The 24,524-nt window shown below is 64.6% G+C and carries 19 protein-coding genes; 4 read left to right on the top strand and 15 right to left on the bottom strand.

Annotated features, from left to right (window positions below):
- Positions 1 to 4: 4 nt before the first annotated feature.
- The 13 genes from bchJ to bchF form a co-directional block, all read right to left on the bottom strand.
- Positions 5 to 610, bottom strand: coding sequence for a bacteriochlorophyll 4-vinyl reductase (gene bchJ, locus THIMADRAFT_RS05350; RefSeq protein WP_040729984.1), 606 nt, complete (start codon positions 608 to 610; stop codon positions 5 to 7).
- Positions 607 to 1,968 (bottom strand): oxygen-independent coproporphyrinogen III oxidase, encoded by a 1,362-nt coding sequence (hemN, locus tag THIMADRAFT_RS05345; RefSeq protein WP_007191957.1) that lies wholly within the window; start codon positions 1,966 to 1,968, stop codon positions 607 to 609. The genes bchJ and hemN overlap by 4 nt, the downstream gene beginning before the upstream one ends.
- Positions 1,969 to 1,981: 13 nt before the next feature.
- Positions 1,982 to 3,637, bottom strand: coding sequence for a magnesium-protoporphyrin IX monomethyl ester anaerobic oxidative cyclase (bchE, locus tag THIMADRAFT_RS05340; RefSeq protein ID WP_007191956.1), 1,656 nt, complete (start codon positions 3,635 to 3,637; stop codon positions 1,982 to 1,984).
- A gap of 499 nt (positions 3,638 to 4,136) precedes the next feature.
- Positions 4,137 to 5,045, bottom strand: a complete 909-nt coding sequence (gene puhE, locus THIMADRAFT_RS05335) for a putative photosynthetic complex assembly protein PuhE (protein ID WP_007191955.1) — start codon at positions 5,043 to 5,045, stop codon at positions 4,137 to 4,139.
- Between the two features lie 264 nt (positions 5,046 to 5,309).
- The gene (puhC, locus tag THIMADRAFT_RS05330; RefSeq protein ID WP_007191954.1) at positions 5,310 to 5,765 is read right to left on the bottom strand and encodes a photosynthetic complex assembly protein PuhC; all 456 of its coding nucleotides are present in this window, start codon (positions 5,763 to 5,765) and stop codon (positions 5,310 to 5,312) included.
- 15 nt (positions 5,766 to 5,780) lie between these two features.
- A complete protein-coding gene (gene puhB, locus THIMADRAFT_RS05325) occupies positions 5,781 to 6,437 on the bottom strand; it encodes a photosynthetic complex putative assembly protein PuhB (RefSeq protein WP_007191953.1) in 657 nt (218 codons plus the stop codon).
- Entirely contained in the window at positions 6,434 to 7,201 is a 768-nt protein-coding gene (puhA, locus tag THIMADRAFT_RS05320; protein WP_007191952.1) for a photosynthetic reaction center subunit H, read from the bottom strand. Before puhA ends, puhB begins: the two co-directional genes overlap by 4 nt.
- Positions 7,202 to 7,482: 281 nt before the next feature.
- Positions 7,483 to 8,184 (bottom strand): magnesium protoporphyrin IX methyltransferase, encoded by a 702-nt coding sequence (gene bchM, locus THIMADRAFT_RS05315; protein WP_007191951.1) that lies wholly within the window; start codon positions 8,182 to 8,184, stop codon positions 7,483 to 7,485.
- Positions 8,184 to 9,095: a ferredoxin:protochlorophyllide reductase (ATP-dependent) iron-sulfur ATP-binding protein gene (gene bchL / locus THIMADRAFT_RS05310; RefSeq protein WP_007191950.1), complete on the bottom strand. Its 912-nt coding sequence runs from the start codon at positions 9,093 to 9,095 to the stop codon at positions 8,184 to 8,186. The genes bchM and bchL overlap by 1 nt, the downstream gene beginning before the upstream one ends.
- Positions 9,092 to 12,829, bottom strand: a complete 3,738-nt coding sequence (locus THIMADRAFT_RS05305; protein ID WP_007191949.1) for a magnesium chelatase subunit H — start codon at positions 12,827 to 12,829, stop codon at positions 9,092 to 9,094. Before THIMADRAFT_RS05305 ends, bchL begins: the two co-directional genes overlap by 4 nt.
- On the bottom strand, positions 12,804 to 14,393 hold the full coding sequence (gene bchB / locus THIMADRAFT_RS05300) for a ferredoxin:protochlorophyllide reductase (ATP-dependent) subunit B (RefSeq protein WP_007191948.1): 1,590 nt from the start codon (positions 14,391 to 14,393) through the stop codon (positions 12,804 to 12,806). The genes THIMADRAFT_RS05305 and bchB overlap by 26 nt, the downstream gene beginning before the upstream one ends.
- Before the next feature lie 4 nt (positions 14,394 to 14,397).
- Positions 14,398 to 15,684 carry a ferredoxin:protochlorophyllide reductase (ATP-dependent) subunit N gene (locus THIMADRAFT_RS05295; RefSeq protein WP_007191947.1) on the bottom strand — a complete coding sequence of 429 codons (1,287 nt, stop codon included), beginning with the start codon at positions 15,682 to 15,684 and terminating at the stop codon, positions 14,398 to 14,400.
- The gene (gene bchF, locus THIMADRAFT_RS05290) at positions 15,681 to 16,190 is read right to left on the bottom strand and encodes a 2-vinyl bacteriochlorophyllide hydratase (RefSeq protein WP_007191946.1); all 510 of its coding nucleotides are present in this window, start codon (positions 16,188 to 16,190) and stop codon (positions 15,681 to 15,683) included. The genes THIMADRAFT_RS05295 and bchF overlap by 4 nt, the downstream gene beginning before the upstream one ends.
- 574 nt (positions 16,191 to 16,764) lie before the next feature.
- On the opposite strand from bchF, the gene ppsR (THIMADRAFT_RS05280) reads away from it, so the two are divergent.
- The 4 genes from ppsR (THIMADRAFT_RS05280) (at position 16,765) to THIMADRAFT_RS05265 (ending at position 20,724) form a co-directional block, all read left to right on the top strand.
- On the top strand, positions 16,765 to 18,189 hold the full coding sequence (gene ppsR / locus THIMADRAFT_RS05280) for a transcriptional regulator PpsR (protein WP_040729977.1): 1,425 nt from the start codon (positions 16,765 to 16,767) through the stop codon (positions 18,187 to 18,189).
- 5 nt (positions 18,190 to 18,194) lie between these two features.
- Complete coding sequence (gene chlG, locus THIMADRAFT_RS05275) at positions 18,195 to 19,103, top strand: chlorophyll synthase ChlG (RefSeq protein ID WP_007191944.1); 909 nt, start codon at positions 18,195 to 18,197, stop codon at positions 19,101 to 19,103.
- Positions 19,104 to 19,212: 109 nt separating this feature from the next.
- On the top strand, positions 19,213 to 20,418 hold the full coding sequence (locus tag THIMADRAFT_RS05270) for a geranylgeranyl diphosphate reductase (RefSeq protein ID WP_007191943.1): 1,206 nt from the start codon (positions 19,213 to 19,215) through the stop codon (positions 20,416 to 20,418).
- Between the two features lie 39 nt (positions 20,419 to 20,457).
- Positions 20,458 to 20,724: a hypothetical protein gene (locus THIMADRAFT_RS05265; protein ID WP_007191942.1), complete on the top strand. Its 267-nt coding sequence runs from the start codon at positions 20,458 to 20,460 to the stop codon at positions 20,722 to 20,724.
- 14 nt (positions 20,725 to 20,738) lie between these two features.
- On the opposite strand, the gene THIMADRAFT_RS05260 is transcribed toward THIMADRAFT_RS05265, so the two are convergent.
- Together THIMADRAFT_RS05260 and ppsR (THIMADRAFT_RS05255) are read right to left on the bottom strand one after the other, a co-directional pair.
- A complete protein-coding gene (locus THIMADRAFT_RS05260; RefSeq protein ID WP_007191941.1) occupies positions 20,739 to 22,934 on the bottom strand; it encodes a PAS domain-containing sensor histidine kinase in 2,196 nt (731 codons plus the stop codon).
- Positions 22,935 to 23,138: 204 nt separating this feature from the next.
- Positions 23,139 to 24,506: a transcriptional regulator PpsR gene (ppsR, locus tag THIMADRAFT_RS05255; RefSeq protein ID WP_007191940.1), complete on the bottom strand. Its 1,368-nt coding sequence runs from the start codon at positions 24,504 to 24,506 to the stop codon at positions 23,139 to 23,141.
- Positions 24,507 to 24,524 lie beyond the last annotated feature (18 nt).

Here is a 24,524-nt window from a genome sequence, read left to right as displayed (position 1 = left end):
CGCGCTACCATCGCACCTCGAACACGCAGGATTCGTCACCGCTGGCCTGGCAGGCAACCTCGGTGACACGCGCGTTCGGGTGGACGAGCCTGGAGAACAGGCGCTCGAAGCTCCCGGCGTAGAAATCGCAGAGAGGTTCGTCGGCCGAAGCGCCTCGACAGATCGGACCATCCGTCACGGTCAGCCTGGTCGGGCGACCGGGCTTCCCGTCGAAGACGCCGCTGCCGACGAAGGTCCAGGCGTTACGACGAATGGCCGAGATCAGCACACGGCTCGCGAGGCGGGCCGGCAGGATGACGAGGAGGCGCTGGACCGGACGCGGGATGCGATTGGCGAGCAGATAATCGCCCGTGCGCAATCCCGCATCGTGCGAAACGGGTCGAGCGACATCGAGACCCAATTGCTCGCGCAGCGCCGCCTGGAGCCGAGTGACCTCGCGCTCGTCGACCATCTCGCTCGGGAGGGTCTTCAGATAGTGCTCTAGGCCGGCGGTTCGGAAGACCCGAGCGACGGCATCCGGGCCGCGCGCCTCTTCCAACGCCTCTGCGACGCGGATGACGGCGTTGGGTCCGACCCTCGCTATCGCGCCGAGCTCAGCGGGCGCGTTCAAGGCCCGGCCGTCGCGCGCCACTGGGTGCTGCCCCAGTCGACAGACGCGTCCTGTTCGACGCAGAGTCCATGCAGCAAGTACCGACCCTCCTCGGTGACGCGAATCCCGTCATCCGTCACCTCGAGTAGGCCACGCCCGCCATTGCGGCAAAGACTCTCGTACTCGCGCTCCAAACCCTTCGCGGATGCCGCGGGAAGCTCGAGGTTACACATCAGATAGAGGATGGCCTCGCGGCGGCGCCGGTCCTGGTCGCTCAGATGGCGCCCCCAGGACACGGGAAGCAGACCGGAAGACACGCAAGACTGCCAGGTTTTCAGGTCGGGCGCGTTTTGAACAAGCGCACCCCCGACCTCGCCGATGCCGCTTGGACCGAAGGCAAGCACATGCTTGGCGGGCATCGGGGTGTAGCCGATCGCGTTCCGATAGAGTCGGCGTTCATCTTGCGCACTGGTCAACTCGTCGGATTCGCGCGCGAAGACATCCAGACCGACCCAGCGATAACCAGCCGCAGAAAAGGACTGTACGGCCTGATGAAACAGGGCCAGCTTCTCGGCGACCGTCGGAAGTTGATCCGCACTGATGGCGTGTTGATGGGGCCTGCTGACGGGATCGTGAGCATAACTGAAGCAGGCGACCCGATCCGGACCGAGTGCGACGATCTGGTCGAGGGTTGCTTGGAACCCGTCCCGCGTCTGGAAGGGCAAGCCGTAAATCAGGTCGAGATTAATGCTCTCGAACCCGGTGTCGCGCGCGGTCAGAAAGACATCGCGCACCATATCGAGCGACTGGACACGGCCGATGGCACGCTGGACGTCGGAATTGAGGTCCTGAACACCGAAGCTGATGCGCTTGAATCCAAGCCCGTAGAGGAGGTCGAGCTGCCCGGCCGAGGTGCGGCGCGGATTGCATTCGATCGAGGTACAGGCTTGATCGGAAATGCGGAAGTGGCGCTCGACGATCTCCATCAAGCGCGCTAGTTGGGGCTCGTTGAGATGGTTGGGCGTGCCGCCTCCGACGTGAAGCTGATCGGTGACCCGACCGCGGCCGATGATGTCGGTGACGAGCCCCATCTCGAGGTCGAGGGCATCGAGATATTGATCGACCCTCTCCTCGCTGTGCGTGATGGTCGTGTTGCACGCACAGTAGAGACAGCGCACGTGACAGAAGGGGACGTGCACGTACACGGACACATGCTCATCGGGGCTGTCACGCAGCCCCGCGAGCGCCTCTTTGTAGTTCGAATCCGAGAAAGCCGCGTCGCCGCCCATTTGCGATGTCGCCAAGGTACACCCCGGCGGCAAGTGTCCGAACCGCTCGAGAAGCTCGAGCGGCAGGCCTGAAGGGAGTGGAGGCGCCATGTCTTGAACCCGGTTAGTCAGGTTGGACTGCCGTCATCTTCGGCTTGGAAACGGCTGCCTTGACCGGCAGGTCCGATTCCGAAACCTGCAGATCGTCCGGAGCGCCGCATGCCACGACCTTGACGGGTGTCCCTTTGAAGTTCATGTCCGCGGACAGCTCGGGACGATCCCGCTTCAACTGAGCGATCTCGTCTGCAGTGAGAACCTTGGACGCATCGAAGCCCAGGTCCACCTCGGTCGACATCCCCTTCATCTTGAGGCGCTCGAGGTCGTAGAACTTTTTCGACGCCGTGGTCTTCGCGAAGGCCTTGAGGCAGCCGAGCATGTAACGTCTGCGGAACTTGTCCTTGATCCAAGGATACTCCAAGAAGCTCTTGCGCATATAGAAGCGCGCATAATTCTTCAGGACGCCCTTGAGCACCTGCTCGCGGGTCATCGCCTCGGGCTTCATGATCGGAGTGACGAAATTGTACTTCGAGTAGTCGCGAACCTCCACCCGGTCGCCCAACTCCTCGAACAGCTCCGCGAACGGCCACGGCGTATACATGTTCCAGTTCGCCATATCGGGCTTCCAATCCTGGGCGAGCTTGTAGGTCTCCTCGATGGTCTCGGGCGTCTCGTTCTCGAGGCCCATGATGAACTGGACCTCCGCGACGATTCCGGCCTGCTGCAGGAGCTTCACCGCGAGCTTGTTCTGCTCGACCGTGGTCTGCTTGCGGAAGGTGTCGAGGTTCAGCTGCGAGACCGCCTCGGTGCCGAGCGAGACATGGACCAAACCGGCCTTGCGGTACAAGGGCAACAGGTCACGATCGCGCATGATATCGGTCACGCGCGTGTTGATGCCCCAGTGCAGCGGCAGGTCGCGCTTGATCAGCTCCTCGCAGAGTGCGACGAACTTCTTCTGGAAGATCGTCGGCTCCTCGTCGGCGAGGATCATGAAGCCGACGTTGTAGTCTCGAACCAGGGTCTCGATCTCGTCGACGAATTTCTTCGGATCGCGATGACGATACTTGCGCCAGAACTTCCACTGCGAGCAAAAACGGCAGGTAAAGGGGCAGCCGCGCGCAAAGTTCGGTACGGCGACTCGACAGTTGAGCGGGGTATAGATGTACTTGTCCCAGTCGAGCAGGGACCAGTCCGGCGTCAAGGTATCCAGGTCCTCGATGACAGGACGTGCCGGGGTCGCAACGACCTGACCGTCGTCGTCGATATAGGCAATGCCCCAGATACGCTTGCGATCCTTTCGATGCGTGCCCGCCTCGATCGACTGCAGGAGCGCGACCGCGATCTCCTCGCCCTCGCCGCGCACGATGTAGTCGATCCAGGGCGCCTCGCTGAAGACCTGGGTATACATGAAGGTCGGATGGATACCGCCGAGCACGGTGACGCAGTTCGGGAGCACCTCTTTGGCGATCTGGAGCGTGGTCTGCGCCTTGTAGATCTGCGGCGTGATGGCGGTCGCCAGAACGACGTCGGGCTGATTGACCCGGATGATCTCGCGCAGTTTCTCGTCCGGAATATCGTAGGTCATGGCATCGATGAACCGGATGTTCGTCATGCCCGCGTGCTTGAGCGCACCCCCGATATAGGCGACCCAACCGGGTGGCCAGTTTCCTGCGATTTCCGCACCACCACAGTGATAGTTCGGCTGGATCATCAATATACGCATGAGAATTCCTCAGGAACGGGTCGAACGGCAAACGGCCATTCGAGCCTGACCGCATCAGTCCGATCTCGGACATTGCCGAGCACGTCGAGCCAGCGAAACCGGCGTTACACCGAGACGCGAGGACACCGGGACGCGATGCCTCCGCGATGCGCTGGCCTAGAACTCGAACGTTTCCGAATCGGGTTGTTTCGTCTCGCGCCGTCCGGGCGCGCATTGCTCCATACCTTAGCTGATTCCCGAGCAGCTCGATATGATTCGCGTCAACCGCGCCGGGCGCCGCGACATCGTCTTCCCGACACGGCCTCGAGCGATATGCGAGCAAGCGTAGCCGAGTCTCCGGCTCGGATCAAAGCCCGCAATACGGAGGGTTCCTGCCCCCGACGCCTAAACCGCACCGCCCCAAAGCCCGTTCAGTCTGCCGCGACTGCTCCCGTCCAAAAAGATCGCATACCGTGCCGGGCGCGGTTTAGGTTCACGAAGACTTGATGATCGGAGCCATTCAGCCGTTTCCCGCGCAGCAGTCGGGGGACGGCGAGGTCGCTTGCGGCGGCAACACCTTTCGGGACGGCATCATTGTACGCTTCGGCCCATCGGCACGTGTCTCGCCGCGTCCGCGTTGGATATTTGGTTCACCACTCGGTTTCCCGTCGGCATCCCGAGAGGGCAGAGCCCACGCCCAGAGCGCCTCGTCCGGCAAGGGAAGCACGAGGAACCAGTGTTCGAGGATGCCCAGCGCCAAGAGGCTCGCCACCAAGATCAGGCTGACGATCTCAAACTCGCTTGCCCCCGGACCGAGCGCGCGGGACACCATCAACACCACGATCAGGGTGGGCACCGTCACCGAGATCGGAAACAAGAGGTTCATGCTCCGCTTGGGCATGTAGGATTTCAGATAGGCGAGATGCTCGGGCAGCCAGTCGTTCAGATTGGGAACACCCAAGAATAGATTGAGCTTCGCACTCCAGCGCATCAGCCAGAGCACGACGAAGGTCCAGGTTCCGACCTGATTGGGCTCCCCCCACGAGATCAAGACGAGGATGGTCACCGCCGAGAGAACGGCAAACTCATGATAGAGGCTGGTCAAGATCGCGAGACCGAAGCGCTTCCAGGCTGGACAACCCGGCGGGCACGGGGTCTTTCGCGGCCCGGTCAAGAGTCCGGTGAAATAACTCATTTCCAGGACGCCCCAAACGATCACCCCGGAGGTAAAGGCGACGTAGGCCGCGCTCAGAGAGGTCGAAGTGCTGCTGACGACGAGCGCAAAGACGGCAAACGCCAGCACCGCGGTCCCGCCGAGCATGGTCCACCCGAAGGTGCGACCCGGCAGATTATCCAGATAGAGCACCAGACCCGTGCTGAACCACCAGAGCCCGAGCGCAAAAAGAACGGGGTAACCATATTCGAGCATGAAATGCGCCCTATTCTCTGGCCGATGGCGATCGGAATGCCTCCGCGTCCCGGATCACCCCTGCCCTGCAGCGACGGACCTCGACGGCCACTGATCGAGTATCGACCGGCGTGTCGCGCTCGGTTCAAACCGATTTCGCAGACGCGGTATGTCGAGGTCGGGGAGCCTGATGATACCAGGCGAGACATCGTGCGAGCAGGGTCCGCTTCGTCGCGACGGTGGCCGGGCAGAGGGCGTCGCTCGCCCCGATACCCGGCCACGCCCTCACTGAGCCGACGGCTGCGCCGATAGGAATCGTCCGACGGCGGCTTCGTTCGTCGGGCCGAATGCCCTGAGGTCGATGAAGAAGTCGGTCGTCTGATCCTCCAGCGTAAAACGACCGTTCTCGCGAAGGCTTAGACGATAGGGTCCATCCAAGGCCACGCTGTGCATCCGACGCTCGCGCTCCAAGGTCCGAAGCACCCCCCGGATGAATCCGTCTTCACCCTGCGGGAGCGTCTCCAACAACACCCCGGAGTCGGAATCGTAGACCGCCAGCTCACCTTGGCCGACTTCCACGAAACTCAGATCGCGAACCGCAACCTCAGGCGAAACGGGCGCCTGGCTTGGGTCGAAGCCGGTCAGTCTTGCGACAGCGACGGCGAGGATCGTAAACCCGATCAGCGAGGCAACCGCGATCAACATGACCCGCGGAAACGGACGATCATGCAATTCAGTCAAGATGCAACCTCTTCTTCAGGATGTCGAAACAGCATCGGGGCCCGCGCGGTCGTCGGTGTCGGCCTCGGCATGCTCGGCACCCTTTTCGGTTTGGGCCAGATAGCGGTTGAGTGCATCCGAAAGGATCTCGGCCACCCGAGCCACGTCTGGAATTGCCCGGAGCATCGGCTGCGGTTTGAAGAAATGCCAGGGCCGAACATGCGGCCACAAGACCGTGTAAGACGTCCGCGTCGACGCGACCAGAATGATGGGGATGTCGCCCGTATCGTCGCGATAGCGCTTCATCTGCGCGGAATGGATCTGAGCAAACGGGAAATTCACGATCATCGGCAGCGCCACACCGAATCGCATCACCAAACGACGCGTCGTGATGGTGTAGACGGTTGACCTCGCCATCGCCCAGGCAAGCAGCAAAAGGCCCCCGATCGAGACGACGCCGAGGGCCAGGATCCAAAGCGCACCGACCATGACCTCGACCGAGGTCTCCCCCGCGGCAAGATCCGCGAAGATCCGCCAGGCGAGGATGACGGCGAAATAGACGGCGACCTTCCGAACATGGAAGGCGCGCCGCGCCAGAGCGCTCCAGCGCGGCGCGCCCTGCCAAAGCATCTCCTCGCCTGGAGGAAGATGCTCGGGCAAGCCCCGAATGGGCTCGAACTCATACTCTCTCACAGGAGAGGCTCAGACCGATCCGCAGTTGCGTAGAATTGGCCACCGGCATAGTAGGCGCAGACCTTGTCCTCTTCGTAGAGGGTAACCTGATCGGGCTTGGCCAGACCCGGCACGTTCGCAAAGTGCTTGCCGGCGATCGACTTGACGTTGACCTGGCGGTTCTTCTTGTCGAAGCGCGTGAAATTGATCGGCAACAGGACTTGCTTGCCGCCCTTCGCGACCTTGACCTCCAGATACCGGATCTGCGGCTCGGAGCGGTCGACCCAGACGTCTGTAACGGTTCCGCCGACTTCGCCGTCGAATCCGACAACCGTCATACCGCGCGGATCCGGATCCTTCTCGGCGATCGAGAAATCGGTGGCGACGCGCAGCGGGACGATCTTGGGCGCACCCTCGAAGGTCAGATCCGGGTGCTTCGCGCGGTCCGGGGATGCGGACGGACCGAAGCCGGACAGCATCGGATCGCCGTTCGGGATGAGCGGCGATCCCGGATACGGCTGAGCCGGCGTGGCATTGATCTTCTCTGCGGCCTCGACACGCGGCACGGAGACGGTTCCGCCGTTGTGCGGAAGCAGATAGGTCTTCGGCTCCGGCATGGACGGGAAACCTTCGATCTTGATCTTACCGCCACGCGTGGACTCGAGCGGGTAGCCTTCGCGCTTGTTCTCGCGATGCAAATAAAAGATAAGCCCGGCGAAGAAGAACCAAAAGACATAGAGGACGAGCTGAGCGACGTCGATATAGCTGGTGATGGCTGCTGACATGATGTGACCTCCGTAGGACGAAAGACTAACCGCTGAAATCGGTTAGGCCGAAGCGCGATGAATGCCGATGACCGGGTTCGTTCGGGGGAGCGACGAGCGGATCAATGGCGGTCAACGCGGCGAACGATGCTCTGGATCTCGATGTAATAGACGCCCCCTAGCCAGTGAAAGGACCGGCGCACGCCGGACCGAGACGACGCCCGAGCGCCGCGCCGCAACCGGCCGCGGAGCCACGCGCATGGGCGCACGAACGGCAGTCTCGAAACACCGCACTCGACTGCTCATGCAGGCACCAACTCCAGTGCCTGCGACGTATAAAACCCGACGGCGATCCGCTTGGTGCGCTGCGCACGCCAGCCCGCAAGGGCGGGCTCTTCCGTCAAGAGAGCGCGCAGGCGATCCGGCCCGACCGGCACGATCGCGGGCGAGCGGTTGCCGCGCGGAAAGAGCTGCCCGACGGCGTGCATGAGGGCCAGCGCGGGCGTCTTGGGCGCGAAGGTGAAGAGGATCGAGCCGCAGGTCCGGCCGGCCAGCCCCGCGAGCACCTTCACCACGTCCGCCGGCACGTAGTGGATCAGCGAGTCCATAGCGACGACGTGATCGAATCGGCCGTGCGCCGGATCCAGCATGTCGCCGGCCTCGAAATGGACCGACCCGGGGCCGAGATCCTTCGGGGTACGCTCCTGCGCGATCTGAATCAGCGTCGGTGCGACGTCGATGGCAACGACATCCGCGCCGCGCCGCGCCGCCTCGAAGGCCAATGCCCCCGTCCCGCAGCCTGCGTCGAGCAGCCGTTTGCCCGTCAGATCGGCGGGCAGCCAGTCCAACAGGGTCGCCCGCATGTCGTCGCGACCCGCGCGCACGGTGGCCCGGATACGGCTGACCTTCACATCGGATGTCAGCTTGCGCCAGGCATCGGCAGCGGTGCGATCGAAGTAAGTTTCGATCTCTTCGCGGCGCTCTTGATACGAGCCGTTGGCCATCAATCGAACCCCAGAAAATCAAAGATATCGCGGTCGCGCATGGGCTGCGCGTCCAATGGCTCGACCCCGTCCCAAAGCATTTGGGCGAGACGCAGATATTCGGACCTGGCATGCTCGAGCCCGGGCGCCTCGTCCATCTCGAACAGGGTCGACTTCTTCAGGCGACTGCGCCGAATCACGTCGAGGTCCGGCAGATGCGCAAGCCGCTTCAGACCCACCGCGTCGTTGAAACGGTCGATCTCGTCGGTGTTCACACTGCGGTTGGCGATGACGCCGCCGATACGCACGCCGTAATGTTTAGCCTTCGCTTGGATCGCAGCCGCGATGCGGTTCATCGCGAAGATCGAGTCGAAGTCGTTGGCCGTGACGATCAGCGCACGCTCGGCGTGTTGCAGCGGCGCGGCAAACCCGCCGCAGACCACATCGCCGAGCACGTCGAAGACCACGACATCGGTGTCTTCGAGCAGGTGATGCTGCTTCAGAAGCTTCACGGTCTGACCGACCACGTAGCCGCCGCAACCGGTGCCGGCCGGCGGTCCGCCCGCCTCCACGCACATCACGCCGTTGTAGCCCTCGTAGACGTAGTCGCTCGGGCGCAGCTCCTCGGCGTGGAAATCCACCGATTCGAGGATGTCGATGACCGTCGGCACCAGACACTTGGTCAGGGTAAAGGTCGAGTCGTGCTTGGGGTCGCAGCCGATCTGCAGCACCCGCTTGCCGAGCTTGGAAAAGGCGACCGACAGGTTCGACGAGGTCGTGCTCTTGCCGATGCCGCCCTTGCCGTAGACGGCAAAGACCTTGGCCGTATCGATGCGGATATCCGGATCGAGCTGGACCTGAACACTGCCCTCGCCGTCCGGGTGGCCGGAAAAGTCGCCGATCATGCCGGCCGGGATCTCTTGGATCGTCACGCGGCGGCCTCCTCGACAATCCCTTCAAGCCGGTCCTCGAGCTCCTCGCCGGCTTGACGCAGCGCTTCGAGGGTTGCCGCATCGGGCGACCAGTAGTTGCGCTCGTGGGCCTCGATCAGCCGGTTCGCGACCTTTGCCGATGCCGTCGGGTTGAGCTGCGCGAGACGATTGCGCATCTCCTCGTCCAGCACGTAGGTCTCGGTGAGCTGCTGGTAGACCCAGGGCGCGACCTGTCCGGTGGTGGCCGACCAGCCCATGGTGTTGGTCACGTGCACCTCGATCTGGCGCACGCCTTCGTAGCCGTGCTTGAGCATGCCCTCGTACCACTTGGGATTGAGCATGCGGGTGCGCGTCTCGAGCGCCACCTGCTCGGCCAGGGTGCGGACCACGCCGTCGCCGCGGGTCTGGTCACCGATATAGACCGGTACCTCGTCGCCCTTGAAACGGCCGACCGCACGGGTGATCCCGCCGAGGGTGTCGAAGTAATGGTCGACCGTGGTCACGCCCAGCTCGACCGAGTCGAGGTTCTGGTAAGCCAGCTGTACGGTGGAGAGCACGCTCTTGAGCAGCTCGGCCTGACGGACCGGCTGACCGGAACGCCCGTAGGCGAAGCATTTACGACGCGTGTAGGTCTCGGCCAGCTCGTCCTCGGCGTCCCAGCTGCTGCTGTCGACCAGGTAGTTGACGTTGGCGCCGTAAGCCCCGTCGGCGTTGCTGAAGACCCGCAGCGAGGCGGTCTCCAGGTCGCAGCCCTGCGCCTCTTGATAGGCCAGCGCATGCTTACGCACGAAGTTCTGCTCGAGCGGCTCGTCGGCTTGGGCGGCGAGGAAGGCGGCCTCGGCCAGCAGGCGGGTCTGCAGGGGCAGCAGGTCGCGGAAGATGCCGGAGAGCGTCATGACCACGTCGACACGCGGACGCCCCAGCTCTTCGAGCGGGATCAGGGTCGCGCCGGCCAGACGGCCGTAGTTGTCGAAACGCGGCAGCGCACCGATCAGCGACAGGGCCTGCCCGATGGGCCCGCCCTCGGTCTTGAGATTGTCGGTTCCCCAGAGCACAAGCGCGATCGTCTCGGGGAAGCTGTTGCCCTCCTCCGACAGATGACGCTCGATCAGCCGCTGGGCCTGGCGCGCACCGTCCTTGACTGCGTAGGCGCTCGGCAGACGGAAGGGATCGAAGCCGTGCAGGTTGCGCCCGGTCGGGAGGATCGCCGGGGTGCGCAATAGATCACCACCCGGCGCGGGGCGGATGAAGCCGCCGTCGAGGGCATGCAGGATCGCAGGGGTTTCGGTGTCCTGAACCAAGAGCCGGTCGGTCTCGGCCAGCTCGCGGAACAGCTCGACGTTCTCGTGGGAGGCGGCCATGCCGCCGGCCTTGAGCGCCTTTTCCGGCGTCTTGCCGGCGACCAACGCCTCGACGGCCGCGCGTGTCGGGTGCATGTCCTTGGATGCCTCGGCAACCGCGAGCAACAGGTCGAGCCGCTCCTCCTCGGTCGGCGCCTCGCCGACGACATGCAGTCCATGCGGGATCAAGGTGTACTCGAGCTCCAGCACCTTATCGTGCAACGCGGCGATCCGCTCCTCGACGTCCTCGCCCCAAGCCGGCTCCAGCTCGGCCAGCTCAAGCTCGGCGGCCTCGGCCTGAATCAGCTCGGCCAACTCTTTGCGCTCGTCCTGCTCCTCCGGCGGGAGACCGCGCCGCCGCTCCATCGAACCCTTCAGATCGATCAGCCCCTTATAGAGCCCGGCATGCGCGATCGGCGGCGTGATGTAGCTGATCAGGGTCGCCGCGGCACGCCGCTTGGCGATGGTGCCCTCGGACGGGTTGTTGGATGCGTAGAGATAGACGTTGGGCAGATCCGTGATGAGACGATCGGGCCAGCAGGCGCCCGAGAGACCGGCCTGCTTGCCGGGCATGAACTCGAGTGCCCCGTGCGTTCCGAAGTGCAGCACCGCATGGGCGCCGAAGTCGTCGCGGATCCAGCGATAGAAGGCCGAGAAGGCGTGGGTCGGAGTGAAGCCCTTCTCGAAGAGCAACCGCATGGGGTCGCCCTCGTATCCGAAGGCCGGCTGGATACCGACAAAGACGTTGCCGAACTGGGCGCCGAGTACGAACAGCGAGCCGCCGTCGGTCTGCTGTTTGCCGGGGGCCGAGCCCCACTGGGCCTCGATCTCGGCCAGGTAAGGCTCGCGCCGGACGTGGTCGTCGACCGGGATGCGGACATGGACGTTCGCATGGGAGCCGAAACGCCCCGAGTTGCCGTTGACGATCTGCTCGCGCAGCGCGTCGACATCCTTGGGCACATCGACCTTGTAGCCTTCCGCGTGCATCGTCTTCAGGGTGTGATAGAGCGAGGCGAAGACGGACAGATAAGCGGCCGTGCCCGTATTGCCTGCGTTCGGCGGGAAGTTGAAGAGGACGATGGCGACCTTGCGCTCGGCGCGCTTGGCGCGGCGCAGACGCACCAGACGCTCGACACGCGAGGCCAGGCGCTGCGCCCGCTCGCCGTGCGACTGCATGTCGCGCGCGCCTTCGCCCGAACCGCCGCCGCTGCGACCGCCGTAAACCATGGAGCCGGTCGCACCATCGAGCTCGGGGATGGCGACCATCATGGTTGCCTCGACCGCGAGCAGGCCTTGGCTCGACGCCTCCCACTGGTCCACATGCTGGAACTCGACCGCCAGGGTCGACAGATAGGGGACATCCAGCTTCGTCAGGATCTCTTCTGCCGCCTTGGAGTCGTTGTAGGCCGGTCCGCCGACCAGCGAAAAGCCGGTCAGCGAGATGACCGCATCCACCGTCGCCTTGCCGTCCTTCAAGAAGAACCGCTCGATCGCCGGGCGCGCATCCAGACCGCTTGCGAAGGCCGGGATGACCTGCAGACCACGCGACTCCAGCGCCTCGATCACGCCATTGTAATGGGCGGCGTTGCCCGCCAACACGTAAGAGCGCATCAGCAGCAGACCGACGCGACCGTTGGAGCGGCCGTTGACGGGCGGCAGGCTCGCGAGCTGATCGGAGATCCGGCCCTTCATCTTCGGATGGTAGAGACCGACGTCCGGATACTCGACCGGCGGTGCCGCCTTGATGGTCCCGCGCAGATGGCGCCTCGGGCCGTCGGCATAGCGATCGACCAGGAAGCGGATCATGTTGCCCAGATTCTCGTCCGAGCCGGCCAGCCAATACTGAAGCGTCAGGAAGTAGGCGCGCACGTCTTGGGCGGTGCCCGGAATGAAACGCAGCAGCTTGGGGATACGTCGCAGCATCGACATCTGCTGGGCGCCCGCACTCTGCTTCTTCTCCTTGCCGCCGCGCAGACGCTTGAGCAGCGCCATGGGGCCGCCCGGGGATCCGTCCATCTTGAAGCCGCCGAGCCGCGTCATCTTCATCAGCTCGCCGGCCGACATGCACACGATCATGGCGTCGCAATCATCCCGGCGGGCCGCCAACGCGGGCAGGATGGGTTTGAAGTGCTCTTCCATGACCAACATGGTGATCATGATGATGTCGCCCCGCGCGATGTCCTCAAGACAACGCTCGAGCGTCTCAGGTGAATCGGCCCATTCGGTCGCGGCGTGCAGGCTCAACTGCAGGCCGGGCAATTCACGCTGCAATGACGGACGCGCCCGCTCGGTCGTACCGGCGAGGTGCCCGTCGAGATTCACGATGACCACACGGACGGGGGTAATGTCCGGGGTCGTGGCGCGCTTGTCAGCGGCCGAAGTGCGCTTTGGCATCGTAGAGCGTCTCCACAGTGATGGTCTGGATGCCCTGTTCCTCCGCGAATCGCTCGGTATTCCGACGCGCCTTGCCGCGCACGAAGAAAGGGATCTTTTTCAGCTCCTGCTCGGCTTCCGCTGCCCAAGTGATGGTGGAAGCATCGGCCTGCATCGGCGAATCCGCCGATTCGACCGCGGCTTGGGACCCGGCCTCGGCCGGCCGACGCGTGCCGACCCGCGATCCGAGATGCGACGGTGTCGCCGCATCGTGAAATTCGAAGTCCTCCCGAAACATGGTGATGAGATGCTCTTCGAGCCCCATCATCAAAGGGTGGACCCAGGTGTCGAAGATCACGTTCGCACCTTCGAAACCCATCTGCGGCGCATACCGCGCCGGAAAGTCCTGCACATGCACGGGCGCCGAGATGACCGCACAGGGGATGCCCAACCGCTTGGCGATGTGGCGCTCCATCTGAGTGCCCAACATCAGCTCGGGCTGAAGCTCGGCGGCCCGTTTCTCGACCTCGAGATAGTCGTCCGTGATCAGCGGCTCGACGCCGTAGCGCTTCGCACACTCGCGGACGTCGCGGGCAAACTCGCGGGCATAGGTCCCGATGCCGACGACCGTGAAGCCCAACTCTTCGGCGCACATCCGCGCCGCGGCAACCGCATGGGTTGCGTCGGCGAAGATGAAGACACGCTTGCCGGTCAGGTAGGTCGAATCGACGGACCGCGAGTACCAGGGCATTCTAGACGAAATCGGGGACTTGGCATCCGCCACCTCGATCCCGGCGATACGCCCGACCTCGTCGAGAAAATCACGGGTCGCGCCGATCCCGATGGGCACCGTCTTCACCGTCGGCTGACCGAACATGCGCTCCAGCCACAGACAGGTCTGATCGGCCGTCTCGGGATAGAGGCAGACGTTGAAATCCGCCTCCGGTATCCGGAGCAGGTCCTCGGGGGTGGCCCCCAAGGGCGCGACGACGTGGACATCGACGCCGACGGAGGCGAGGAGCCGCGTGACCTCTTCGACGTCGTCGCGGCAGCGGAAACCCAGCGTCGTCGGGCCGAGCAGATTGGCGCGCGGGCGCCGATCGGCCGGTCTCGGCTCGGGATGACGCCCAGCCTCCGGGACGCGCGGCTTGAGCAGACCGCGGACGAGTTGGTAGAAGGTCTCGTTCGCGCCCCAGCATTCCTTACGCGCATAGGCCGGCAGCTCGAGCGACAGAACCGGTACCGGCAGACCCATCCCGCGGGCCAAGGCACCGGGCTGGTCCTGGATCAGCTCGGCGGTGCAGGCCTCGCCCACCAGGAGCACACGCGGTTTGAAGCGCTCGAAGGCCTCGCCGACACTGGTCTTGACCAGCTCCGCGGTATCCCCTCCGAGCTCGCGCGCCTGAAAGGTCGTGTAAGTCACGGGCGGGCGTGTACCGCGCCGCTCGATCATGGTGAAGAGCAGATCGGCGTAGGTGTCGCCCTGGGGCGCATGCAGAACCAGATGCACGCCGTCCATGGATGCGACGACACGCATCGCGCCGATGTGGGGTGGTCCTTCGTATGACCAGAGTGTCAGCTGCATGGCGTCAGACCCGCAACAAGGCTGCGCGGCGCAGCGGCCGCGCGAAGAGCTCGGCAAGATCGGCGGCCTGATCGAATCCGTGAACCGGCGTGAACACCAGCTCGATCGACCACTTGGTCCGAAGACCCTCGGACTCCAGCGGATTGGCAAGCCCCAGACCGCAGACCGTGAGATCGGGGCGATCCTCGCGCAGCCGATCGAGCTGCCGTTCGAGATCCTGCCCCTCGGTCAGGCGCACGCCTTCCGGCAAGAGGCCCATCTCCTCGGCCATGAGCCGACGATCGAGAAAGGGCGTACCGACCTCGACCAGGTCCATGCCGCATTCGCGCTGCAGGAAGCGCGCAAGCGGGATCTCGAGCTGCGAATCCGGGAGGAAGCTGATGCGCTTGCCTTCGAGGGACTCGCGATGATGCGCAAGGCCACGTTGCGCCCGCGCGATCGCCGGCGCCGTCACGGCGTCGAGCACCTCGCCCGTCACGCCCCATGCCTCGGTCGCAGCGCGCAGCCAACCGAGCGTGCCTTCGATCCCAAAAGGATAAGGCGCGGACAGCAGCTCTGCCCCACGCGCCTCGCAAGCCCGCGCTGTCTCTCCCAAAAAGGGCTGGGCCAGCAAGACCTTGGTCCCGCTGCCCAGGGGAGGAAACGCGGTGGTCCGACGCGGCGGCAAGAAGTGCACGGGACCGATCCCCAGCTCGGCAAACAGCCGGGCGAATTGATCTTCGACCACGTCGGGCAAGGTCCCGAGGACCAAGAGCGAGCGATCGCCGCTCGGCAGCTGCGGCAACTCCGGCACCAGCGCCTTCAGACAGGCGTCCTCGCCTTGCGTGAAGGTGGTCTCCAGACCGCTCGCCGAATAGTCGAGGATCCGCACCCGCCCCTGATAGACAGCGGCCAAACGCTCGGCGGCCTTCGCCAGATCGAGCTTGATGACCTCCGACGGGCAGGAGCCGACCAGGAACAGGGTGCCGATGTCCGGACGCCGCTCCAGGACCTCCGCAACCACGCGATCCAGCTCGGCGTTGCAGTCGGCCAAGCCGGCGAGGTCGCGCTCGTGCAGGATCGCCGTCGCAAAGCGCGGCTCGGCAAAGATCATGACACCCGCAGCGGACTGAAGCAGATGCGCGCAGGTGCGCGAGCCGATCACCAGAAAGAAGGCGTCCTGGATCTTGCGGTGCAGCCAGACGATCCCGGCCAGACCGCAGAACACCTGACGCTGGCCGCGCTCGCGCGTCACGACGGGGAGCCCATCGCCGACGGCGGACCCCCGATCCTGCGTCTGCAGCCCGCTCATTCGACCGCCTCGGCGAGGGTCTCGCGATCCTTGGCCTGATCGCGGGCCTGGTCGAGCCTGGCGGCACGCAGCTTGATCAGGAACTGCCCGGCGTTGATGACATAGGTCGCATAGGCGGCCAGCGCCAGCCACATGAGCCCTTGCGTGTCGAGTGCACCGGTGGCCAGCGCGACCAAGTAAGCCGTATGCAGGGCCAGCACCAGCATGCTGAAGACGTCTTCCCAGAAGAACGCCGGCGCGAAGAGATAGCGACCGAAGACGACGCGCTCCCAGATGGCCCCCGTGATCATGATGGCGTAGAGCACCAGCGTCTTGACGACGATCGAGACGGTCGCGGCGACCGCGCCCTCGCCAGTCGCCAAATAACGCAGCACTAGATAGAGGCTGACCAGAAAGACCAGAAACTGCAAGGGCGCAAGAATGCCCTGGACCAGCGTCCACGGGGACTCGTCGCGGCGGAGGCGCTCCTCCGGGGTATAGAGAGGTCTGCGTTGCTGCGGTTGCATTCCAGAATGATTCATCAGTTGGCGAACTAGGGTATGATCCGTCGTCGCGTTCTACATATGACGAATCTAGTCCGCTTTCAGGGATGCGTCAACCAAACTTTACGTAAACCTGACTTGACAACCCCGCACCAGGCACCACAATAGGGTAGCGAGCCCGACAGTGGTGATCCGGCGTTCCTGCGTTGCCATCGGCAGCAGCTGCGCCCCGCAGTAAAACCTGACCGACTGCGGTACAGGCCCCCGACTCGGACTCCGCACAACGGCGGCGCTCGGACGATCCGGAATGGATCGACGCAGCGGCACGCACCTCGCGCCTCGGCGTGTTTTTTTCGTTGACGACTGACGTCCCCGAGCAGCGCAAGCGGTCTCTTGTGATCATCGATACGAGACAGGATCCGGCTGAAGCCGGAAGCCGCTTCGAGCGATGCGCTCGAGTCCGCCGGGTGCAACGGCGCATGCGCCGGATGCCCATGGGCATCCCGCCCGATCAGGAGCGCTCCGGCGAGCCGGCCGCTATCGGCACCGAAAACGGGTTGCGCGGGCGCACCCCGAGGCATTGGAGGGTCTGGTCGTCGTGAGTCCGTTCAGAGCCCCGAAGGAAGCGTTCGGCACCCTCGATGCCGACACGGCTGCCGCATTGGTCGAAGGCGCAACCGACATCGCGGTCGTGGTCGACCAGGCGGGCATCGTCTGCGATATCTCGTTCGGCAGCGAGGATCTTTCGAGCGAGCTCAGCAGGGATTGGATCGGGCAACCCTGGCTGACCACCGTGCTGCCGGAGAGCCGCGCAAACCTGGAAGCCTTGCTCAGCGAGGCATCCAACTCCCACGTCACCCGTTGGCGACAGGTCAACCACCCCTCCGTGCGCGGGACCGATATCCCGATCCAGTACCGAGCCTTGCGTCTCGGGACGAGCGTCGTGGCATTGGGTCGCAATCTTCAGGGCATGGCCGCCCTGCAACAACAGCTCGTCGACGCCCAACAAGCCCTCGAGCGCGACTATTGGCGCTTCCGCCAGGTCGAGACCCGGTATCGATTGCTGTTCCGTATGGTTTCGGAGGCCATCCTCATCATCGATGCGCCGACCCAACGGGTCGTCGAGGCGAATCCGGCCGCCGGACAGCTCCTCGGCGAATCGCCCACCCGCGTGATCGGACGGCCCTTCCCGGAAGGGTTCGACACCGAAGGCACACAGTCGATCAACGGCCTTCTGGCCGGCGTCCGCGCCGCCGGGCGGGCTGACGACGTGCGGGCCAAGCTCGCCGACGGCATGCAGGAGTTCTTGGTCTCGGCCTCCCTGCTGCGCCAGGAAAACCTCTCTTTCCTCCTCGTGCGGCTGTCGCCGATCATCGTCGAGAGCGCCACCTTCACCCTGCCGGAAAACCGGGCGCGCTATCTTCGCGTCCTCGAAAACGCACCGGACTGTATCGTCATCACCGATGCGGACGGACGGGTCTTGAGCGCCAACAACACCTTCCTGGCCTTGACCGAGATCGCCGCGGAGCAACAGGCGCGAGGCGAATCGCTCGACCGTTGGCTCGGACGCCCGGGGGTCGACCTGAACGTGCTGATGGCCAACCTGCGCCAACACGACACGGTCCGCCTCTTCGCGACCACCTTGCGCGGCGAGTATGGCTCCACGACCGATATCGAGATCTCGGCCGCGGCGGTGCGCAACGGGGAGCGACCCTATTTCGGATTCTTCATCCGAGATGTCGGTCGCCGGCTGCATGCCGAGCAACCGACGAGTCCGGAGCAGCCCCGCTGGCTCGATCAGCTCACCGAACGGGTCGGGCGGGTCCCGCTTAAAGAGCTGGTGCGCGAGTCGACCGACACCATCGAGCGGCTCTGCATCGAGGCGGCACTGAAGCTGACCGGCGACAACCGCGCCTCGGCCGCCGAGCTGCTGGGCTTGAGCCGCCAAAGTCTATACGTCAAAATCGATCGCTACGGCATTTCCGACCAAGCAGCCGAGCCCTCGGCGCCATCCGACAAGTGAGCGGCATGAATCGAAGCGCGTTACCCGTGGCAGCGTCCGCCTATCCGTCCATGCCCGCGATCCTGGAAGTGTCGCACCCCATCACCTGGTTCCCGCCGATGTGGGCCTTCGCGTGCGGGGTCGTGTCCTCCGGCGCGCCCGTCCTGCAGCAGTGGTGGCTCCTGCTCGCCGGGGTGCTGCTGGCCGGCCCCCTGATGTGCGGAACGAGTCAGGTCGTCAACGACTGGTACGACCGTCATGTGGACGCCATCAACGAGCCGAACCGCCCGATCCCTTCGGGGCGGATCCCCGGGCGCTGGGGCCTTTATCTCGCGCTCATCTGGACCACGGTCTCGCTGCTTCTGGCTTGGGCGCTCGGGCCGTGGGTCTTCGGGGCATCGCTGATCGGCATGACTCTGGCGTGGGCCTACAGCGCACCGCCGCTCCGACTCAAGGGCAACGGCTGGTGGGGCAACCTCGCCGTCGGGTTCTCTTACGAGGGATTGGCCTGGGTGACCGGGGCCGCCGTCATGCTCGGCGGTGCCATGCCGGACTGGCGGATCCTCGCACTCGCCGTGCTCTACAGCATCGGCGCACACGGCATCATGACGCTCAACGACTTCAAGGCAATCGAGGGCGACAAGCAGATGAACGTGCGCTCGCTGCCCGTTCAACTCGGTGTCGACGGGGCCGCGCGCCTGGCCAGCATCGTGATGGCGGTGCCTCAGGCGGTCGTGATCGCACTCTTGTTCGCCTGGGACAAGCCGGCGCACGGGATCGCCGTCGGCGTGGTCCTGCTGATCCAGCTGCTGCTCATGGTTCGTTTCCTCCAGAGTCCGCGCGAGCGGGCGACCTGGTTCAGTGGTCTCGGCGTCAGTGTCTACGTCACCGGCATGATGATCAGCGCTTTCGCTCTACGCGGGTTGCTCGCTTGATCCAAACCCGACCGCGCATAAACCGGCAAGACGCTTCATCGCGTCGACGCGACACCTGCGGCGGTCTTCCGAATATCGCGGTTTTCCCCAACATCAGGGCCAGCAATCGATGACAAACCTTGAAACATTCGACGTTGTAATCGTCGGCGGCGGGCCCGCCGGTGCAACCGCTGCGACCGATCTGGCCAAGCGCGGCCGTCGTGTCCTGCTGCTCGACCGCGGCGGGCGCATCAAGCCGTGCGGCGGCGCCATTCCGCCGCAAGCGATGCGTGAGTTCGAGATTCCCGAATCCATGCTGGCGAACCAGGTCAACTCGGCGCGCATGGTCTCACCGTCCGATCAGCGGGTGGACATGCCCATCAACGGCGGCTATGTCGGCATGGTGGATCGCGAGCATTTCGACGAGTGGCTGCGCGAACGTGCCGCGCAGGCCGGGGCCGAGAGACGCACCGGCACCTTCGAGGCGGTCGAGCGCGATACCGACGGTACGGCGCTCATCCGCTATCGACCGGGCGCCGGGCGCAGCGGCAACGAATCCGAGCGGGTCCGCGCCCGCGCCGTGATCGGCGCCGACGGGGCACACTCCGCAGTCGGCAAGCAGTGCGTCCCGGGCGCCGACAAGATCAAGTACGTCGCCGCCTATCACGAGATCGTGCGCACCCCGGACAACGGCGGTCCGGCCGATTTCGACGGCACGCGCTGCGATGTCTATTACCAAGGCGACATCTCGCCGGACTTCTACGGCTGGGTCTTCCCGCACGGGGACACGACCAGCGTCGGCGTGGGCACCGCGGTCGAGGGCTTCTCGCTCAAGAGCGCGACCACCGAGCTGCGTCGCCGCGCCGGGCTGGAGCATGCCGAGACCCTGCGTCGCGAGGGCGCTCCCATCCCGTTAAAACCCCTCAAGCGCTGGGACAACGGACGCGACCTGGTGCTGGCCGGCGATGCGGCCGGGGTGGTGGCTCCCGCCTCGGGCGAGGGCATCTATTACGCCTTGGTCGGCGGACGGCTGGCCGGGGACGCGGTCGACACCTTTCTCGCCACCGGCGATGCACGCGCACTCAAGAGCGCACGGGCACACTTCATGAAGGCCCACGGCAAGGTCTTCTGGGTGCTGGGGATGATGCAGTACTTTTGGTACTCCAGCGACAAGCGGCGCGAGCGTTTCGTGAGCATGTGCAAAGACCCGGACGTGCAATCCCTGACCTGGGATGCCTACATGAACAAGCGCTTGGTCCGCGCCAAGCCGGCGGCCCATCTGCGGGTCTTCTTCAAGGACATGGCGCACCTCTTGGGCTTCGTCTCGGCACGCTGACGGGACGCGAGCGCCGCGAGCACTCCGGGAGGCAACATCGTGGCCGAGCTCTTCGCAAACGGGCGCTTGATCGATCTGATCCTCGGCTTGGTCGTGGTGGAGGCGATCGCACTGACTGTCATGCACCGCGTGACGGGGAAAGGTATCGCTCCGCGCGATCTGGTCGGACTACTGCTCGCGGGCGCGTTCCTGCTGGTTGCGGTACGTTTTGCCCTGACCGGCGCCGAGTGGGTCTGGATCGGACTCTGGCTGGCCTTGGCCCTGATCGCACATCTCGCCGATCTAGCCCTGCGCTGGCGACCTTGACCCATCCGCGTCAGTCAGTTACCGGCAGGCGGATCGCAATTTGTGTACTGCGCCGAATACCAGGCGAGGTGCTCGAGGAGCTGGGTGGTCCGCTGGACCGATGACTGAACGGCGTCCACCAATGCGGGCACCCGGCCCAAATCGACGCTGTCAGTCACCTCGAGCGCGGCAAGCTGCGCATTAGCGACAATGGCCGAGAGTAGCTCGCGGTACATGGGGTTGGCACTCCATTGCAACTGCTGGCGCATGACCTTCTGCTGCTCGAGCAGACCGGCCTGAACCCGATGCCGGGCATCCTCGGCCCGTTTGCGCTCGCTCAGGTCGGTCAGCAAGAGGACAAAGCCCAAGACCAGCTCCGGCGAAGAAAAGACTGGATCGGCGCGTACCAGAAACGGACGAAGGCCGATGTCCCCGGCGTTCAACTCCACTTCTCCGCGCCAAGCCCGACGATGCGTCACCAACTCATCAAGACGGCGGCGTGCCTCCGCCTGCGTCGCCTCCGAGAACAAGTCCAGTAGATCATCCAGGCATCGCGGACGGGATTGGTCCGGATGCAGGAGTCGCTCGAAGGACTGCGTCGTCAGCAAAAAAACGCCGTCCGCATCGGCGATGAGGATCGGCTGCTCGGAGGCTCCGACCTGCGAGCGAACCTGGGCGAGCTGCGCTTGGGCGATCAGCACACGGACCGAGCGAAACTGCTGGATGACATCCGCCACGGATTCGCCGATCAATCTGGCCGTCGCCAGATTTGCGGTGGTCCAGGGGTCGGACGTGCCCTCCACGACCTGATGCCATTGGGCGAAAGAACGCCGCGGCGAAAGCTGCGAGGGATCGTCTCCGCTGAAGACTGGCTTGAAGGGATTGCCACCCCAAGTCACTGTCCGTACCCGCTCGGGACGACACCAGATGAGGTATTCGCCCGTGCAGCTCGACACGGGCGCCGCGAGGATGCCGCTCGCCACCGGGGTCAGATCCGCGAGGCGCTGCTCGTCGCGCCGCAGCGAGGCGGTCGCCATCACTGCGCGCCGCGGCTGCGTATCGAGCCAGGCACCGATCTCGCGCAGGTCACGGGTTCCGGGAACCTCTCCGGCGGTCAGAATTCTGCCGTCGCAGATCAAGGCCGCTCCCGCTGCATCGACGGTCTGAAGCAAGGTTCGGGGGTCGTCGAAGAGGGCGGATGTCCAGTCACCCTCGCGCGAGATCGCCTCCACCATCCGCTGCTCGAGGCGTCGAACCGACAACTCCGCTTGAGCCTGGACAAAGCTCTCCAAGGCAGCGATGCGTGTCGCTACGGCCTCGGCCAGCAGCTCGCAGACGGCGCGAATCTCGTACTGCACGAAGCGCGGCCCGCAATGATGACACGCGATCAGCCCCCACAGCCTGCCTCCGACCAAGAGCGAAGCGACCAGAGTCGCCCCGACGCCCATGTTCTTCAAATATTGGATGTGGATCGGCGACATGCTGCGCAGGCTGCACAGCGACATGTCCAGATCCTCCCCCGTGACGGGCGAGGTCCGGGGATGGATGCGTACCGGTTCGTAGTCGACATCGACCAAGAGGCGTATCCGGTTGCGCTCGTAGAGCCGACGCGCGATTTGAGGGATATCGGAATCCGGATAACGGTTTCCGAGGTAGGCCTCGAGCTCGGGCTCGCGCTGCTCGGAAAAGATCTCGCCGTGGCCCTCGTCATCGAACCGATAGACCATGACCCGATCGTAGCCGACAATCGACTTGAAGATGCTCGCGGCCTCATCGCACAAGGACCGCAACGAAGCCGATGCGATGATCGTCTGCAGCGCGGCATTGATCCGAGCCGATAGGTCGACCGCGGCCCCCCACGGCTCGAGCTCGACGACCAATCCACCCGCCGGTGGACGATGCACGATGGCATCGAAATCCCGCGCCGAGTTCGCCCCCACCGGCGTTCGCAACACCAGCGGGACCTGCGCCAGATCATCTTTGAGTCTCGGACGAACCCTCGCTGCCAGGATCGGTACCAGCTCGTCGAGACGGGCCCCGATCGGATCCCGGTCGAGCCGCAACAGGGAGCGCGCATTTTCGCTGGCCTGGATCACGATGAGATCCGGCTCCGACAGAACGATCATGGCGCCGTGCGGTTGGATGGATGCCGCGAGCTGAATCTGCTCGCGCTCGCAATTGGAAAGATCGGCTTGCCCGAACGCCGGCGAGGAGGAAAGATCGAGGGTCAATTGGGCTGCGCTCCGATGCTTAAACCGCGCCCAGCGCGGTATGCGATGTTCTTGGATGGGGTCGGCGGCCCCGGCAGACTTGACGACCGTTGGAGTCGGCGCGGTTTGAAAATTATACGATCTTAAACCGCATCCCCGCTAAGGGTTGTGGATGCACCAAACGTCGAACTCACTCGAAAACGAGCATTTCGCTGTGGACGCGGTCTAGGTTCGACTTCCCGGATCCGTAACCGTGTCCTGATCCATACCGTACCGCTTGAGCTTGACGTAGAGACTCTGACGACTCAACCCGAGCAGGTCGGCGGTTGCGGTACGATTACCGCGCGTGAGTTCCAACGCCTCCTCGATATAGTGCTGCTCCATCACGCTGATCGCCTCGTCCACCAGCGCACGCAAGGGACCTTTGCCGATCCGACCGCTCAGGGCGTTCAAGCGTCCGCCGAGACGCTGGTCGTTGTCGTGTCGCGGCAGGCGCCTGCCGACATCCCGGAACAAGATTCCGATCGACGACGGCTCGGTGTCCAAATCGCCGGCCGCCGAGATCTCCACCTCCGTCTCGCCGCCGAGCTCGCCGCGGAGCCTGGTCGAGAACGGACGAACGACGCCCAGTCGGGCGATCGTCGTCAACAACACGCTCATATCCGCGCCCGGTCGATCGAGCCAAAGCCCCAGGCTTTGTTGCAGCACCCCGCCCGCGGTCGGCATTTGAACGAGGTCGAGGAAGGCCGGGTTGACCCAGTGGATCAAGCCGTCTCGATCGGTCACGACGAATCCGTCGGGCAAGCGCTCGATCAGGACGTCGGCGAACTCGCCTTCGGCAGACTGCCGAGACGTCGATGCGGCCTCGGTGGCGGTCAATTGAAGAAGGTACAGTGAACCGGCCTCGGACGCGAGCCGCGACGCTCGCACCATCCAAGCCGCTCGCTCCACGCCGAGGTGCAGCAGTATCCCCGGGGCGCTGCCTTGCTCGTCGAGTCGTCGGAGCATCGCGTGAAAGAGGTCACGCTCGCCATCGACCAACTCGCCGGAAAAGTCTTTGCCGACCAGAGGCCGACGCGCTACGGTGGAGCCGCCGAGGGCGCGCGACGCGGCCGGGTTGATGTCCTGGATCGCCAGCCCCGTGACTCGCAACAGAATCACCGCATCGCTCGAGGATCCGAACAAGAGCCGATACCGGGTCTCGACCTCGCGCAGCTTCCAATAGTCGCGCTCCATCGTCTGCTGCGCCTCCACAAGGCGCGTCTGCAGCTCGGTCACGGCCTGGAGACTGCGGCCGATAGCAACCAGCCCGGCATCGCCTCCCAAACGCACCGCGGTATACTCGATCGGAAGACGCAATCCGGATGGAAAGATCTGGTTGACCTGCCTGAAGGCCGAGACACCCGAGTCCCGCGCGTCGTCGACGAGGCTCCGCAGGCTCTCGCTTCCGAAAGAGTCGACCGTCTCGGCCCAAGGACGCCCGACCCAGGCATCCAGCGCCTCGCCGCGGAACGCAGGCGACAGCGCCGCCCGCCGAATCACGCCGGCGTGATCGAGGAAGATGGTGACGTCGGGCTGGGCCAGATTGGTCATGGAGATGGACGTATCGAC

It is taken from the genome of Thiocapsa marina 5811, from assembly GCF_000223985.1.
GTDB classification, from domain to species: Bacteria; Pseudomonadota; Gammaproteobacteria; order Chromatiales; family Chromatiaceae; genus Thiocapsa; species Thiocapsa marina.
The sequence above is the reverse complement of the archived record's forward strand: the minus strand, read 5'-3'. Positions and strand labels throughout refer to the sequence as shown.